The 14,425-nt window shown below is 69.3% G+C and carries 16 protein-coding genes; 11 read left to right on the forward strand and 5 right to left on the reverse strand.

The window, feature by feature from the left end; translation table 11 throughout:
- Window position 1: 1 nt before the first annotated feature.
- The 5 genes from ACZ7IB_RS06165 to ACZ7IB_RS06185 form a co-directional block, all read right to left on the reverse strand.
- Entirely contained in the window at window positions 2-655 is a 654-nt protein-coding gene (locus ACZ7IB_RS06165; protein WP_470909616.1) for a hypothetical protein, read from the reverse strand.
- A gap of 125 nt (window positions 656-780) precedes the next feature.
- A complete protein-coding gene (locus tag ACZ7IB_RS06170; protein ID WP_470909618.1) occupies window positions 781-1,062 on the reverse strand; it encodes a hypothetical protein in 282 nt (93 codons plus the stop codon).
- Window positions 1,063-1,191: 129 nt separating this feature from the next.
- Window positions 1,192-1,635 carry an RDD family protein gene (locus ACZ7IB_RS06175; protein WP_470909620.1) on the reverse strand — a complete coding sequence of 148 codons (444 nt, stop codon included), beginning with the start codon at window positions 1,633-1,635 and terminating at the stop codon, window positions 1,192-1,194.
- 30 nt (window positions 1,636-1,665) lie between these two features.
- Window positions 1,666-2,070 (reverse strand): hypothetical protein, encoded by a 405-nt coding sequence (locus ACZ7IB_RS06180; protein ID WP_470909622.1) that lies wholly within the window; start codon window positions 2,068-2,070, stop codon window positions 1,666-1,668.
- 593 nt (window positions 2,071-2,663) lie between these two features.
- On the reverse strand, window positions 2,664-3,314 hold the full coding sequence (locus tag ACZ7IB_RS06185; protein ID WP_470909624.1) for a hypothetical protein: 651 nt from the start codon (window positions 3,312-3,314) through the stop codon (window positions 2,664-2,666).
- 406 nt (window positions 3,315-3,720) lie between these two features.
- Between ACZ7IB_RS06185 and ACZ7IB_RS06190 the strand changes: the two genes are divergently transcribed.
- The 11 genes from ACZ7IB_RS06190 to ACZ7IB_RS06240 all read left to right on the forward strand — a co-directional run bounded on the left by ACZ7IB_RS06190 (window position 3,721) and on the right by ACZ7IB_RS06240 (window position 14,234).
- Window positions 3,721-4,419, forward strand: a complete 699-nt coding sequence (locus tag ACZ7IB_RS06190) for a hypothetical protein (RefSeq protein WP_470909626.1) — start codon at window positions 3,721-3,723, stop codon at window positions 4,417-4,419.
- A 28-nt stretch (window positions 4,420-4,447) separates the two neighbouring features.
- On the forward strand, window positions 4,448-5,347 hold the full coding sequence (locus ACZ7IB_RS06195; RefSeq protein ID WP_470909629.1) for a hypothetical protein: 900 nt from the start codon (window positions 4,448-4,450) through the stop codon (window positions 5,345-5,347).
- On the forward strand, window positions 5,344-6,651 hold the full coding sequence (locus tag ACZ7IB_RS06200; RefSeq protein WP_470909631.1) for a CpaF family protein: 1,308 nt from the start codon (window positions 5,344-5,346) through the stop codon (window positions 6,649-6,651). The genes ACZ7IB_RS06195 and ACZ7IB_RS06200 overlap by 4 nt, the downstream gene beginning before the upstream one ends.
- 10 nt (window positions 6,652-6,661) lie before the next feature.
- Entirely contained in the window at window positions 6,662-7,621 is a 960-nt protein-coding gene (locus ACZ7IB_RS06205; protein WP_470909632.1) for a type II secretion system F family protein, read from the forward strand.
- Window positions 7,618-8,550 carry a type II secretion system F family protein gene (locus tag ACZ7IB_RS06210; protein WP_470909634.1) on the forward strand — a complete coding sequence of 311 codons (933 nt, stop codon included), beginning with the start codon at window positions 7,618-7,620 and terminating at the stop codon, window positions 8,548-8,550. The genes ACZ7IB_RS06205 and ACZ7IB_RS06210 overlap by 4 nt, the downstream gene beginning before the upstream one ends.
- Before the next feature lie 44 nt (window positions 8,551-8,594).
- Window positions 8,595-8,840, forward strand: coding sequence for a hypothetical protein (locus tag ACZ7IB_RS06215; RefSeq protein WP_406013683.1), 246 nt, complete (start codon window positions 8,595-8,597; stop codon window positions 8,838-8,840).
- A 41-nt stretch (window positions 8,841-8,881) separates the two neighbouring features.
- Window positions 8,882-9,337: a TadE family protein gene (locus tag ACZ7IB_RS06220; RefSeq protein ID WP_470909636.1), complete on the forward strand. Its 456-nt coding sequence runs from the start codon at window positions 8,882-8,884 to the stop codon at window positions 9,335-9,337.
- An 8-nt stretch (window positions 9,338-9,345) separates the two neighbouring features.
- Entirely contained in the window at window positions 9,346-9,774 is a 429-nt protein-coding gene (locus ACZ7IB_RS06225) for a TadE/TadG family type IV pilus assembly protein (protein ID WP_470910427.1), read from the forward strand.
- Complete coding sequence (locus ACZ7IB_RS06230; RefSeq protein WP_470909638.1) at window positions 9,771-10,238, forward strand: TadE/TadG family type IV pilus assembly protein; 468 nt, start codon at window positions 9,771-9,773, stop codon at window positions 10,236-10,238. Before ACZ7IB_RS06225 ends, ACZ7IB_RS06230 begins: the two co-directional genes overlap by 4 nt.
- Window positions 10,239-10,310: 72 nt before the next feature.
- Window positions 10,311-13,244, forward strand: coding sequence for a BTAD domain-containing putative transcriptional regulator (locus tag ACZ7IB_RS06235; RefSeq protein ID WP_470909640.1), 2,934 nt, complete (start codon window positions 10,311-10,313; stop codon window positions 13,242-13,244).
- A gap of 3 nt (window positions 13,245-13,247) precedes the next feature.
- On the forward strand, window positions 13,248-14,234 hold the full coding sequence (locus tag ACZ7IB_RS06240) for a prepilin peptidase (RefSeq protein ID WP_470909642.1): 987 nt from the start codon (window positions 13,248-13,250) through the stop codon (window positions 14,232-14,234).
- Window positions 14,235-14,425 lie beyond the last annotated feature (191 nt).

Raw genomic sequence — 14,425 nt, forward strand, 5'->3', positions numbered from 1 at the left:
CTCACAGCGTGCACGTCTTGTGCCCCCTCTGCGAGACGAGTTTCGTCGTTTGCCAGATGCCCTGTGCGTTCTTCTCCAGGCGAGTGCTGTACAGCAGGAATGACTTGTCGCTGGGTGGCGTCTTGTCGACTTTCCCGGTCTTCCTATCCTTGTTGTGGGCCGCGCTCTCATCAGCGCAGAAGACGAGACCTGCAGATTCTTCGTCAAAAACTGAGATCTTGGGCTTGAAGTAGCGCACCGTCCCGGTGTAGGAGATTCCTTCATCGACGAATGACTGAACCCACTTCATTCCGCTGATGAGGGCGTCGCCCTGCCGATAGAAGGCGAGGGCTGGCTCATCGACATCGCCTTGCGTGATCGCGTAGTTGGTCGCACTCTGTGCCTGGGCGGCGTCGCTCAGAATCGCGTCCTTGGTGGCGTCTCCGGTCTTCCAGCCTTCGAACACGTCCTTGACGTCGCTCGGCAGGGTGATCTCCGGCCGTCCCGGAGGCGCGGTGGGGGAAGCGCTCGGAGTCGTTGGCTTCGTCTCGCCCTCGTCGGCGCCCGCGATCTTGTCGTTGGCCTTGGGCTTGTCGTTGCCGCCGCCGCATGCGGTCAGGAGCAGGACTGCGGTGGCGGTGAGCGCGGTAGCAATGGGCAAAGAGCGGCGGTTCACTGGCGACTCCCCGTGGGACAACTGATGTCTGAAGCAACATGACGCTATCTGGGTGGCGCGTGGTTTCGCCACGGCGAACACCCCAAAGCCTCCTACCTGTTACCCGTCAAGCACGGATTCGGCCGCTACGCGAGCACCGCCCCGGCGGCGAGCAGCGTGGTGAACCCCACCACCGTGAGTGCAGCGCAGACGCCGGCAGTCACGAACGGCCAGAGCGGCCAGGCCGGGTCCTGGTAGCCCTGCTCGTACGGCGTCTTCGCGCAGTTGGTGGCGGTGTCGCACACGAGGCGCTTGCTTGCCGAGAGGAACAAGCCGAGGGCGACCCCCGGTGACCGCGAGCGCCAGGGCGGCGGCGAGGAGGACGGCTGGTGCCGTGTACCAGGCAGCGTGGGGACGAATCTGCGCAAGCGCATCCTCCTCAACCGCTGACCGCGTGCCGGAAACCCGTGACGGTAACCGCCTGTCAGTCCTGCATCAAAAGTGATCCAGAACCAGGATTCAGCCGCCGCCGACACACCTGATTGGGTTGATCTGGGTCAACTGATCGGCCGCATGACACGCAGTCCCACCGCGTCCTGCTGCTCGACATCGGAATCGGTCGCAACATGGATCGGCACGAACACCGCCATCCAGTAGAAGCCGAACAGCCAGCGTCCGACGAGCTGGCCGACGCGTGGGCGTTTGCCGTCGATGACGCGCACGACTCGCAGCCCGGTAATGGCCTTGCCGATACTGGCGCGAGCCACAAGGGTGATCAGCACGTGGTTGAAGAAGGAGAAGGCGACGGAAGTTGCGACGGCCACCGTCCAAAACCTTGGTGACTGCGGATGGAGGACCGCCACTCCGTCGGTGAACGTGCTACCCATGGCTACGCCAGCCGAAAAGCCGGACAGTATAGCGAGCGCCGCATCGACGGTGATCGCCGTGAGCCGCCGCCCCTGTGCACGGCGGATCGGCTTTGAGCCCGGTGCTGCATTCATTGAGCGTCCTAATTCTCGGTGCGGTACGCATCACGCCAGTTCACCCTCGTCCCGCTGACGGCCGAAGAGGAAGTTCATCGGGATGGCGAACAGAGCACTGGTGGTCGTCAGGGCTGACTTGTCCACCTTCTCCAGCACGAGCACGAGCACGAGCACGAGCACGAGCACGAGCACGAGCACGAGCACGAGCACGAGCACGAGCACGAGCACGAGATCCGTGGCGTCCACGTCCCCTTCGGCCTTCCCGATCCGCGTTCCGCCGGTCCTGGGTACGTGTCGGCCGCGGCACATGGTGACGGTGGCCCCCTCACGATGCAGTCGAGCTTCCTTGAAGTTCCCTGCGGAGACATACGTGTAGTGACGTTCGCGGTAGGCCAACTCCAGCCAGCGGGAGCCCTTCCGGACCCCCTTGACCCTCAAATCGATGTCGACCACGGTGCCTTCCGCCTTCAGCCAGCCCCCGTCCAAGGGAGGGCAGCACTCCGGCACCCCCGCTGAAGAGGGTTTCTGGGAATTGGGAACCCTCCAGGGCTGCCTGCCGACTGGGCTCCTCCCCGGGCTTGTTGATCCTGGAAAACACGTTGACATTGCCGAACGGCCCTACCGTGCCGCAATATCCACTGACCCACTCGTCGCGCAGCGGCTCCATCTCGAACTCGAAGTCGCTCATTTCGACACCCTTTCTCCTCAAAGCCTCTGGCCTGTTACCCGTCACGTACGGATCCGGTCTTTACGCGTGCGCCACCGGGCGACGAGCAGCGTGACGAACCCCGCCACCGCGAGTGCGGTGCAGACGCCGGCGGTCACGAACGGCAGGAGCGGTCAGGCAGGTTACCGGTAGCCCGGTTCGTACGGTGTCTTCACGCAGCTGGTGGTGGTGTCGCACACGAGGTGCTTGCTCGCCGAGAGGAACAACGCGAAGAGCAAAGGCGGTCAGGGGTAGCTGCTCGCAGCCGTGCGGGTGGGCGCCAGGAAGCGCACGCGCATCGTGGTGCGCAGCGCGGGTCCCGTGGCGAACGACGCGGGTGCTACCAGTTCCGGCGGCGCTGCCCCCCGTAGAAGACGGTGACAGCGGTCAGCAGGAGGAGACCCGCGGTGATGTCGACGGTGCTATCCGTGGTGTTCCGCTGGTCCGGGCTGTCGGGCAGCCGTGGGGCGAGCAGGCCGAGTGGGTCCTTGCGGATCTCGACGTGGTCGCCCTCTTTGGCCTGACCGAAGCAGTTCTGCTGCTCGGACACCTCGTATTCCTTGTGGTCGCCGCCGACCTCCTCGACGGTGCAGAACCACTCTGCGCCCCGCCGGTTGTCCTCGTTGGTCACCTCGGTCACCACGGCCGCGACCGGATCACCCGCGGTCTTCATATAGACCTCGTACATCGCGGGCCCCGCGAAGAGCGTCAACGCGAAGCCACTGACCGCGGCCAGCGTCGCGGCGCCGGCGCGGTGCCAGGCGCCACCGATCAGGCAGACGGCGACCGCGATGGCCACCAGCATGACGACCACGCCGATCCAGAGCACCCACTGGCCGATTCCGGCACCCAGGATCATCAGGCAGGGAAGGAGCACGGCCCACATCAGGGAGCTGAAGAGCTTCCGGGTCCCGGATATCGGCGACTGCGGGTGGTATGCGGGAGCCTCGAATGTGCTGCCGGGCACCCCGGTTGTCCGATTGTCGCTCATGGCCCCCGCCTCTGCCGTCTTCGTCTTTGCTCGCCGCCGTCAGCGTAGCGTTTTCGAATACGGCTCGAAGATGGCCAGTTTTGTTACCTGTTCGCAGCTGCTTGTGATTCCGGGCTTGCGTCGGTGCTGCCGCGCCGATCGGCATCGAAGGTGTCCGGGCGTGGGGGAGAGCCGGGTTCACGAGTGCGTAGTCGACATCCGTGGAGCCGTATGCATCACGGAATGGGTGGAAGGTGAAGGGCCTTGTGGGCTTCGTGGGGACCCTGGTCTGCCTTGAGGTACTTGTGTGCGACTGCTACGGTGCGATGGCCTTAGGCATCTCATGAGTTCCGGTCAACTCGCCTGTCCGTGGTGACGTGTTGGTAAATGGCCGAATCGTCTGTGGCGATAAACGGGGAGCGTTTGCGTGAAGGTGCAGGAGCGTACGGGGGCGGGTATCCACAGGGGTTCCGGGTCCGCCCAGCACGTCGGTGAGAGGCTTCCCACGCCCGCGCGCGAACGCAAGCCTGCGCTTGCCGCGCTCGCGGTGCTGCTCATCCTCGTCGGGGCCCTCGGTGCCACCGTGCTCGTGCTGCGGGCCGGTGAGCGGATCGAGGTCGTGCGGATTTCCGCGGATGTACCGGCCGGGAAGGCCGTGACCGACGACTCCATCGCCCCCGTGATGGTCGCGGACGATCCGAGCGTCAACTACGTCCGGTGGGAGCAGCGGAACGCCCTGAAGAAGCTCCAGGCCAAGAACACACTGGTGAAAGGCACCATCGCCATCGGGCAGATGTTCTCGGACAAGGCGGGGCTGCCGGACGGAAAGGCCTTCGTGGGGCTCGCCCTCAAGGAGGGTCAGTACCCAGCGGGGATCAAGGTGGGCGACCGGGTCTCCGCGTACCGCGTCGGCGCCGACGCGGACAAGAGCGGCGGCAGCAACGCCAACGCGTTGATCGTCCAGGACGCCAAGGTCAACGACATCGTCAAGGGCGACGACTCGACCATCGGCAGTGGCAGCCTGCCCGTCACCGTCATGGTCAGCAGCTCCGACGTCGCGGCGCTGACCCAGGCCGCCGCGGCCGGGCAGGTCGCCCTGGTGCTGGTTCCGTCGACCAGCAGCTGATTCACGAGCGCACAGGAAAGCAGAAGACATGGCGCTCATCGCACTCGCCGCCGACAAGGGATCGCCCGGTGTCACCACCGCGGCCGTCGCGCTCTCCGCCGTCTGGCCGCGCCGCGTGCTGCTTGCCGAGGCGGACCCCGCCGGCGGCGACCTCGTCTACCGCAGCCAGGCCGCCCACGGCGGCCCGCTGAACCCCAACACCGGCATGCTCTCGATCGCCGCGACCGCGCGCCGAGGGCTCGCCCCCGACCAGCTCTGGGACCATTCCCAGACGCTGTCCGGCGGCCTCGACGTCCTCGTCGGTATCGGTTCGTCCGAGCAGGCCGCGGGCCTGGTCGGTCAGTGGGCCCTGCTCGGCCGCGCCTTCGCCGCGCTCGCGGAGTCCCCGCAGGCCCCGGCCGACGTCATCGCCGACTGCGGCCGGATCAGCGGGGAGACCCCTGCCACCGAGCTGTTCGCGCACGCCAGTCTGGTGCTGCTCATCGCGCGTACGCAGCCGGAGAGCATCGCCCGCGTACGGGACCGGGCGCTTGCGCTCTCCGCCCGGCTGCACGGTTCGACGCGCGGAGCCGCCCAGCTCGCCACGCCGCTCATCGGCGTCCTGCTGGTTGCCGATCCCGGCGACTCGGCGAAGGTCGCCAACCAGGTCAACAGCATGCTGATTGCCGCGCAGTCCGTCGCTCGCGTGCTCGGCACGCTGGCCCACGACCCCGTCGGCGCCGAGCAGTTGGCAGGGCGCAGGCGCGGTCGGCTCGACAAGTCGCTGTTGATCCGGTCCGCCCGGCAGATCACCCGTGACGTCCACCAGCAGTTCGGCGCCGCCTGGGCGTCCCCCGTTCAGGGTTCGGCTCCCGGGCACATGCCAGGGCAGATACCCGGTCAGGCTCAGGGCCGGATGCCGGGTCCGATGCCGGGTGCGCGTCGATGAGCGCCATCGACCACCAGCTGGTCAAGCGGTTCCGTCAGGACGCCGGAGACCGGATCGCCGAGCAGCGCCGACTGGACCAGGTGTCCGGCGTCCCCCAGATGTCCGGCGAGGACGAGCGCCAGTACGCGCGGGCCGTCATCGCTCAGATACTGGAGGAGTACGCGCGGGCCGAGATCAACGCCGGCCGTACTCCGCTCGACGCCGAGACCGAGGAGCAGTTCGCGGCCGCCGTGCACGCCGCGCTCTTCGGGGTGGGGCGGCTGCAGCCGCTGCTCGACGACCCCGAGGTCGAGAACATCGACATCAACGGCTGCGATCAGGTCTTCGTCGGGTACGCGGACGGCAAGGAGGTCCGCAGGGAGCCGGTGGCCGAGACCGACGAGGAGCTCATCGAGCTGATCCAGGTCCTCGGCGCGTACTCGGGCCTGTCCTCGCGGCCCTTCGACTCCGCCAACCCCCAGCTCGACCTTCGGCTGCCCGACGGCTCCCGGCTGTCGGCGGTCATGGACGTGACCCGAAGGCCCGCGCTCTCCATCCGGCGCGCCCGGATGGGCAAGGTCTTCATGTCCGACATGGTCGGGAACGGAACGGTCACCCCGGAGGTGGGACACTTCCTGGCCTGTGCGGTCCGGGCCCGTAAGAACATCATGATCGCGGGCGCGACCAATGCGGGAAAGACCACGTTGCTGCGCGCGCTCGCCAACGAGATTCCTCCGCAGGAGCGACTGATCACCGTAGAGCGGGCCTTGGAGCTGGGCCTCGACCAGTTCCCCGAGCTGCACCCCAACGTCGTGGCCTTCGAGGAGCGGCTGCCCAACTCCGAGGGGCACGGCGCCATCATGATGTCCGAGCTCGTGCGTCGTTCCCTGCGTATGAACCCGTCCCGCGTGATCGTGGGCGAGGTGCTCGGCGACGAGATCGTCACCATGCTCAACGCGATGTCGCAAGGCAACGACGGCTCCCTCTCCACGATCCACGCCAACAGCTCCAGCGAGGTCTTCAGCCGTATCTCCACCTACGCGCTGCAGGCCACCGAGCGGCTGCCCATCGAAGCGAGCCAGATGCTGGTGGCCGGCGCCATCAACTTCGTGGTCTTCGTCGAGCGCCGCAACAACTTCCAGAACGGCGGCACACTGCGCCGCGTGGTCACCTCCGTACGCGAAGTGAACGGTGTCGACGGCCGCGTGCTGTCCAGCGAGGTGTTCGCCGAGACCCCCGACGGCAGGGTCGTCCCGCACGCACCCCTCGCCTGCGTCGAGGAGCTGGCCGCGTACGGCTACCGCCCCAGCGGATCCTGGGGGTGAGCGGAGAGATATGAACGGCATCTCCTCCATGGGGGGCGTCTTCTCGCTGCCCGTGCTGTACGGCCTGGTATGCGGGGTCGTCGTCGGAGGCGGCATCGCCCTCCTCGTCCTCGCCCTCCGTGGCGTACCCGCCAAGGCGGCCCACGAGAAGGCCAGATCGAGTGAACGCCTCGCCGAATTGGTCCGGTTCGCCGGGCGCCGAGGCTCGATCGCAATCGGGGCCGGCCTTGTCATCCTGCTGCTGACCCGCTGGGCCGTGGCGGGCATCGCCGCCGGCGTGCTCGTCTTCTTCTGGGACCGCCTCTTCGGCGGCGCCGCCGAAGAGCGGGCCGCGATGCGTCGGGTCGAGGCCCTCGCGGCGTGGACCGAGTCGCTGCGCGACACCATCGCCGGCGCGGTCGGCCTCGAACAGGCCATCCCCGCCTCGGCGCGGGCCGCCGCGCCCGCGCTGCGTTCTCATCTGGACGCACTCGTGGACCGGCTGAGGGCGCGTACGCCGCTGCCCGACGCACTGCAGACGCTCGCCGACGAGATCGACGACGCCTCCGCGGACATCATCGTCGCGGCCCTGATCCTCAACGCACGGTTGCGTGGTCCCGGCCTGCGCCAGGTCCTCGGTGCCCTGGCCAAGTCCGCCCGCGAGGAGGTCGACATGCGGCAGCGTGTGATGGCCCAACGGTCCAGCACCCGGCGCAGTGTGCAGATCGTCGTCGGCGTCAGCGTCGCCTTCGTCCTCGGACTCGCGGTCTTCAACCGGGACTTCGTGTCCCCGTACGGCACGCCGCTCGGACAGCTCGTCCTCATGTGTGTGTGCGGTCTGTTCGCCCTGGGCTTCTGGTGGCTGCGCAAGCTTTCCACCATCGAGACCCCCGAGCGCTTTCTGGTCCGTGACGACGTGGCAGTGCGCTTCGTACACCCCCGGTCGCCCCGGTCGCCGGAGTCCGGGCGAGAGGAGGTCTCCCCGCGATGAACCTCACCCTGCCAGTGGTGATCGGGGCCGTCCTCGGTCTCGGCATCTACGCACTCGTACGGGCGCTGATGCCGTCCAAGCGGGGCGCGGTCGCGACCGTGGCCCGTATCGACGCCATGCGGGCGCGTGGCACGGCGTACGAGACGGACCTCCGCGGCGCCGCGGAGGTGACTCCCGGGCGGCTGGATTCGCTGCGCGCCCGCGTGGGCGGGCGCGTCGCCGACTTCTATGTACAGCAAGGCTGGGAACAGCACTCGCTACGAGCCGATCTGTCGGTTCTCGAACGCAGCTGGGAGAATTTCCTGGCGACCAAGATCCTGCTGAGCGCGGCCGGCCTCTTCTTCGGGCCGTTCCTCTTCGCGATCGTCTGGACTCTCGGCTTCGGCAGCGGTCCGGTCATCCCGATCTGGATGGCCCTGGCCTGCGCGGGCGTGTTCTTCTTCCTGCCGGACCTCGAAGTGCGCCGGGACGCGGCCGACAAGCGCCGTGACCTGCGGCGTGTCATCGGGGCCTATCTCGACCTGGTCGCCATGAACCTGGCCGGCGGCCGTGGTCTGCCCGAAGCGCTGATGGCCGCGGCAGAGGTGAGCGACGGCTGGGCGCTGCGGCGGATCCGCAACACTCTGGCGGACGCCCGGATCACCGGTACCAGCCAGTGGCAGGCGCTCGGCCGGCTCGGTGAACAGCTGGGCGTTGACGAGCTGAAGGACCTTTCGGCCTCCCTGGCGCTCGTCGCCGACGACGGAGCGAAGGTGCGCGAGTCCCTGGCCTCCCGGGCCGAGACGATGCGGCACCGGGAGATGGCCCAGATCGAGGGCAGTGCGGGCGAGAAGTCGCAGTCGATGCTCGTCGCCCAGCTGCTGCTCTGCGCCGGCTTCCTCGTCTTCCTGATCTTCCCGGCTGCCGTACGCGTCTTCCAGGTCAGCTGATCTCCGTAACCCGCCTGCCCCTTCTTCGAGAGGATCCGAAAACCATGAACGGACCCCGCATCAGCCATCCGGCCGTCGACTTCCTGCTCACCTTCCTGCGGGGCAGGGTGCAGCGTGCCCGCTCGGGCGAGCTCGACCGCGGCGCGTCCGCCGTCGAGTGGGTGATCATCTCGGCGGTCGTGGTCGCGATCGTCGGCGTGGTCGCCGCGATCATCAATCTCGCACTGAAGGACGGTGCCACCAAGGTCGGCGAGTGCATCACGGGCGCCGACGCCGGCAAGACCTGCTGACCAGAGGGATGTTGACGGTCGAACTTCCCCTTTCCGATGCCATGAACCGTTTCGCAGACTGGTTGCGCACCGCCGTACGCCGCCGGGTGGAGGTCGCCTCCACCCGCGGTGACTCCGGCGCGACCGCGATCGAGTTCGTCCTGCTGACCCCCATCCTGTTCTTCATGATCTTCGCGACGGTGCAGTTCGCGCTGTACTCCTTCGCGGACCATGTGGCGCAGGCCGCCGCCCAGGCGGGCGCGCGCGAGGCGCGGGCCGAGGCGGACGAGAACCCGGGCGGGTGGCGGGGCAAGGCGCGGGTGGTCGCCGACAGCTACATCCAGCAGTTGGGCCCGCAGTTGGTCCTCTTGCCCAAGGTGCGGACGTACCGGCCCGAGCCGGACATGGTGGGCGTGGAGATCACCGCGAGGGTGCCGAGCGTCTTCCCAGGGCTCGACCTGACGGTCCACGCACAGTCACAGGGGCCGGTGGAGCGATTCGTACCGGAAGGGGGCTGACTCACTTGATGGTCCGCGCGCGCGAGCGGATAAGGGTCCGGGCCGCCGACGACCGTGGCCTGTCCACGATCGAGGTGGTCATCCTCGCGCCTGTTGTGATCCTCTTCCTTCTGGTCCTCGTCGCCTTCGGGCAACTCGTCGACGGCCGGGGCGCGGTCGACGGCGCTGCACGGGACGCGGCCCGTGCCGGTTCGATCCAGAAGGACCGCGGCATCGCGATGGCAGAGGCGAGGAAGGCGGCGGCAGCCGATCTCGCCGATGTGTGCGCGGGACCGGTGACGGTGAACAAGATCAGCGATGGCTTCGAGCCCGGCGGGTTCTTCACCGTCGAGGTCAGCTGCGAGATCCGCGGCCTGGGGATGCTCGGTCTCGACATCCCGACCACCCTCACCGGCCGGTCCACCTCGCCGCTCGACCCCTTCCGGAGGGCCGCATGACGGCGCAGGAGCTGGTGCGCTCTCGGTGGGCGGCACGGCGCGAACACCTGGACGACAGGGGCTCGGGCGCCGGCGCCGTCATCATCTTCGCGCTGCTCTTCATGGCACTGGCCGCGTTCGTGATCGACGGCGGGCTGGCGATCTCCCAGCGCGAACGGGCCGCGGACATCGCCGAACAGGCCGCCCGATACGCGGCGCAGGACATCGACCGGGACGCCCTGTACGACGGCTCCGGTGGTTCGGCTCCCATCAACTCCGGCAACTGCGCCGCCCGGGTACGCGCCTTCGCCCGGGAGGAGGGAATGACGGGAGAGGATGTCGCGGCCTCGCGCTGTGTGGCGGCCGACGCCCGACGGGTCGAGGTCGAGATCCAGCTCACCTACCGGCCTGTGCTGACCGGAATCCTCTTCGGCGGCTCGCTGACTGTGCACGGCAGATCGGCCGCCGAGTCCGTCGCCGGGTAGCCCGGAAGCCGGAAAGCGACCGCCCCGACCCACCGCCGCTACTCCACCGTCGTCCTCCACAGGAAGCCTGTTATGGCACGCACCACCTCCCGTACGAGCAGCCGCCCGAGACCGCCCCGGCGGACCCTCGGCGACTTCGTCAAGGCATTCCTCGCGTTCGTCGCGCTGGCCTCCCTCGTCGTCGGCGTGCCCGGGGCGCTGGCGTACTTCGTGGGCTGGCCGCTGCCGGACGAGATGCCTTCGCTGGACATGTTCCAGCGGCAGATCACGGTCGACACGTTCATCAGCGTGCTGACGGTGGTGGTCTGGCTGGCGTGGGCGCAGTTCACCGCCTGCGTCCTCGTCGAGGTGAAGGCGGCCGTCTCCGGGGTCGGCATGCCGACCCGGGTCCCCGGCGCCGGGGCGAGCCAGGCCCTCGCCCGGCAACTGGTGGCGGCCCTGTTGCTGGTGACGGCGGGAGCGGCGAGCTTCACCCCCGGTCTCTCGCAGCTCGGCCAGACTCTGGAAGGACAGAGCCGCCCGGCGGTGGCGTCGGCTGCACAGCAGACTCCCGGCGAGCAAGCGCAGGGGCCGGCGCGGGAGAAGGCGGCCGAGCGCGCCGAAGGCGTGAAGCGAGCGGCGGAGAGTGCCAAGGAGCAGGGGACCAAGTTCTACCGGATCCAGCCTCCGGAAGGCCGGCACCACGACTCGCTCTGGGAGGTCGCCGAACGTCACCTGGGGGACGGGCGCCGATACAAGGAGATCTACCAGCTCAACAAGGATCGTGTGCAGCCGGACGGTTCGAAGCTGTCGCAGGCGAGCCTCATCCGGCCGGGCTGGATCATGGAGATGCCCGCAGACGCCCACGGCGGTGACGTCGTCGAGATGCCGGACGAGGCGCCAAAGGTCTCCGAGGAAGTACGGCAGCAGATCCAGGAGTACGCCGATGCCGGAGATCAGGCACAGGGCGGCGGCGCACAGCAGGGCGATGACCGGCACGAGGGCGGTCGTCGTGGTGTCGACACCGACACCGCACAGATCGCCCTGCCCGCACAGCGGCCAGCCGCCCCGGACACCGGCTCGGAGTCCGGTACCGAGGTCGCGACGCCGGTCGCAGGCGACTCCTCCTTCGGTCTCCCCGAGGCCCTCATCGCTTCCCCGCTGCTCGCCGCAGGACTGCTCGCAGCCCTGGGCCGCCGGCGCCGTACCGCGCTGTGGCAGTCCGCGATGAGCACTGTCACAGGCCGGGGCGGCATGGAGCCGCCCGTGCCCACCGGTGCCGCCGCCGATGTCCAGGACGCACTGCTGGTCGGGGCCGACCCCGAGGCCGTGCGTCTCCTGGACCGGTCCCTGCGTGGTCTGTCCGCGGCGCTCACCGCGGAGTCCCGCCCGCTGCCGGTCGTGTACGCGGCCTGGCTGGCCGACGGCGAACTGCACCTTCAGCTCGGCCGCCGGGAGGGCCGGCCACCCGCTCCGTGGCAGGAGGGCCAGGACGGTACCTTCTGGCACTTGGAGAAATCCGCCGCCGGAGTGTACGGGGACAGTGACACCGCGTCCCCGTACCCCGGCCTTGTCAGCCTGGGCACCCACGACGACTCCCGTCTGCTGCTGAACCTGGAGTCCGTACCGGGTGTCGTCTCGCTGACCGGAGCCGCACAGGACCGCGCCGCCGTGATGGCCTCGATCGCCGCGGAACTGGCCACCAGCGGCTGGTCGGACCGGATGACGGTCACGCTGGTGGGCTTCGGCGAGGAGCTCGGCGCACTTGCCCCCACCCGACTGCGTCATCTCGAAGGGGTCGAGGACCTGTTGGAGGTCATGGAGGCCGAGACCCGGCAGCGCCGCGGCGCGCTGGGCGCAGCCGGGCACGACTCCGTCCTCATCGGTCGTACCGGCCACGTCCAGCACAATCGTTGGGCGCCGCACCTCGTCCTGCTCGCCGCCGAACCGACCGGGACGCAGGCCGCGCGGCTCACCGAACTCGCCTCCGACGCGGGCCGACTGGGCATCGGCTATCTCGTCGGCACGGGCTCGGCCGATCTGCCCGGAGCGGTCTGGCAGCTGGAGGTCACCTCCGACGGCCGGCTGCTCGCCCCACTGCTCGGTCTCGAACTCAAGGCTCAGATGCTGCCCCGAGCACAGCACGACGCGGTGGTCCAGCTCTTCAAGGACGCCGAGCCCGACCACGATCCGAACCCCGACCCGTCCACCAGCCGGTTCCTCGTCGACATCACAGAGCGTGGCCGGCCGGCGGTCTATGCCCGGCTCGTCGGAACGTACGAGCTCATCGGCATCGACGCCCCCGACAGCGAGCGCAGTGTGCTCCTGCACGAGGCGCTGGCGCTGCTCCTGCTGCACCGCGAGGGTGTGCATCCGCAGGTGCTCGCCGCGTCGCTGTGGCCACGCGGGGTGACCGAGGACGTAAGGGACGCGCTCGTCGAGCGGATGCGTGAGTGGCTCGGTGCCGACCCGGACGGTACTCCTCGCCTGCGCCTGGACCCGGCGGGCCGCCTCACGCTCGCTGTCTCCGTCGTCTCCGACCTCGACGTGCTGCGCTCGCTTCACCATGAAGCGACGCAGGGCAGGGGGGCCCGGAACGCGGCCGTGCGGGAGCGGCTGCTCACCGACGCGCTCGAGCTCGTCCGCGGCCCGCTGCTGGTGGACCGGCCGGCGGGACGGTACGGCTGGCTCTCCCACGAGATCGTCGACGCCCAGCTGCCCCTGCTCGTCGCGGACGTGGCCCTCGCCCTGTCGGAACACCACCTCGAACAGGGCCGACCCGAGCAGGCCGTCGCCGCACTCACCGTCGCACTGTCCTCGTCGCCGACCGACGAGCGGCTGTGGAACGAGCTGCTGCGCGCGACCCACGCCACGGGCGATACCGAGCGCCTGGCGGTGCTCGCCGCGTCCCTCGTCGCCCGGGCCAACCAGCCGGCCGCCGCCGGCCGGGGGCTGCCGCCGCGTACGGAAGCGCTGCTGGACGAGCTGCTGCCGACCTGGCGTGACGCCGATGCGGCGGCCGGCTGACCTATGAGCGTGCCGACGATCGTTGCGGCCGCGCTGTGGGGCGCCGGCACGGGGCTCCTCGTGCCGCGCGCCGCGTACCGTCTCGCCGTCGAGCTGGGCACCCCTTGGCGCACGGCCTGCCCTTCCGGCCACCCTTTGACGGGCCCGGCCCGTGGCTGGCTCGGCCCTCCGGCATGCGCGCGGTGCGCGAGGCGTCAGCCGGTCGGTGCGGGTGCGGGGGCGGCGGTCAGCCGCGGGCCGGGGAAGGTGCCGGACGGTGTCGGCGGTACGGTTCTCGGCCCGGGCGCCGACATGTCGGCCGGCGGCTTGGGCGGCTCCTCGGGCGTCGGCAGGGCCGATGGCTGTGGGCCGGGTCCCGGTACGGCTGACGGGGACTCGGGTCTCGTCACGGATGGCGGCGACCCGGGCGTCCCCACAGCCGGCCGCGACGGGGTGCGACCCGGTGCGGCCCTGCGGCCCGCCCCTTATATGCCTGCTGTCGCCACCGCGCTGGTCTGCGGGAGCCTCGCCGCGGCCGTCGGCGCCCGGCCGGAGCTGGTGGTCTGGTTGCTGCTCGCGCCGTTCGGCACCCTGCTGAGTCTCGTCGACCGAGCCGTGCACCGGCTGCCCGACACCCTCACGCTTCCGCTTGCGGCGGGGACGCCCGTCCTGCTCGGCGCCACCGCATCACTGCCTGCCGCCGCCGGGTCGTGGCCGACGGCGCTGCTCGGCGGGCTCGCCCTCGGCGGCTGTTACTTCCTGCTCTTCCTGATCAACCCCGGCGGAATGGGTTTCGGCGACGTCAAGCTGGCCCTCACCCTGGGGCAGGTTCTCGGCTGGTACGGCTGGCCGGTGCTCTTCGCCGGCACCGCCGTGGCTTTCGTCGTCGGCGCGGGCTGGGGCCTCGGCCTGATCCTGCTGCGCCGGGCGAGCCGGAAGGCCGCGTTCCCGTTCGGCCCCTTCATGATCTGTGGGGCCCTGGCCGGCGTGCTGTACGGCGGGCTGGTGTGAGCGGTGCGGCTCCCGGCCCGGCTATCGATTCGGGTTAATACGCGTCGAATAGCCATTCCCGGATGATGTCCGGGGAGAGTACCGGAATTGCTCGGGTGAACGACGCATTCACGCCTTTTGTTGTGTCGAAAGCCGTTGTTCGTTCCCTTAGGGGTGAAATCGGCGGATGGTTTCCTCTGTGACCCGATGAC

It is taken from the genome of Streptomyces sp. NPDC037301 (assembly GCF_055602785.1).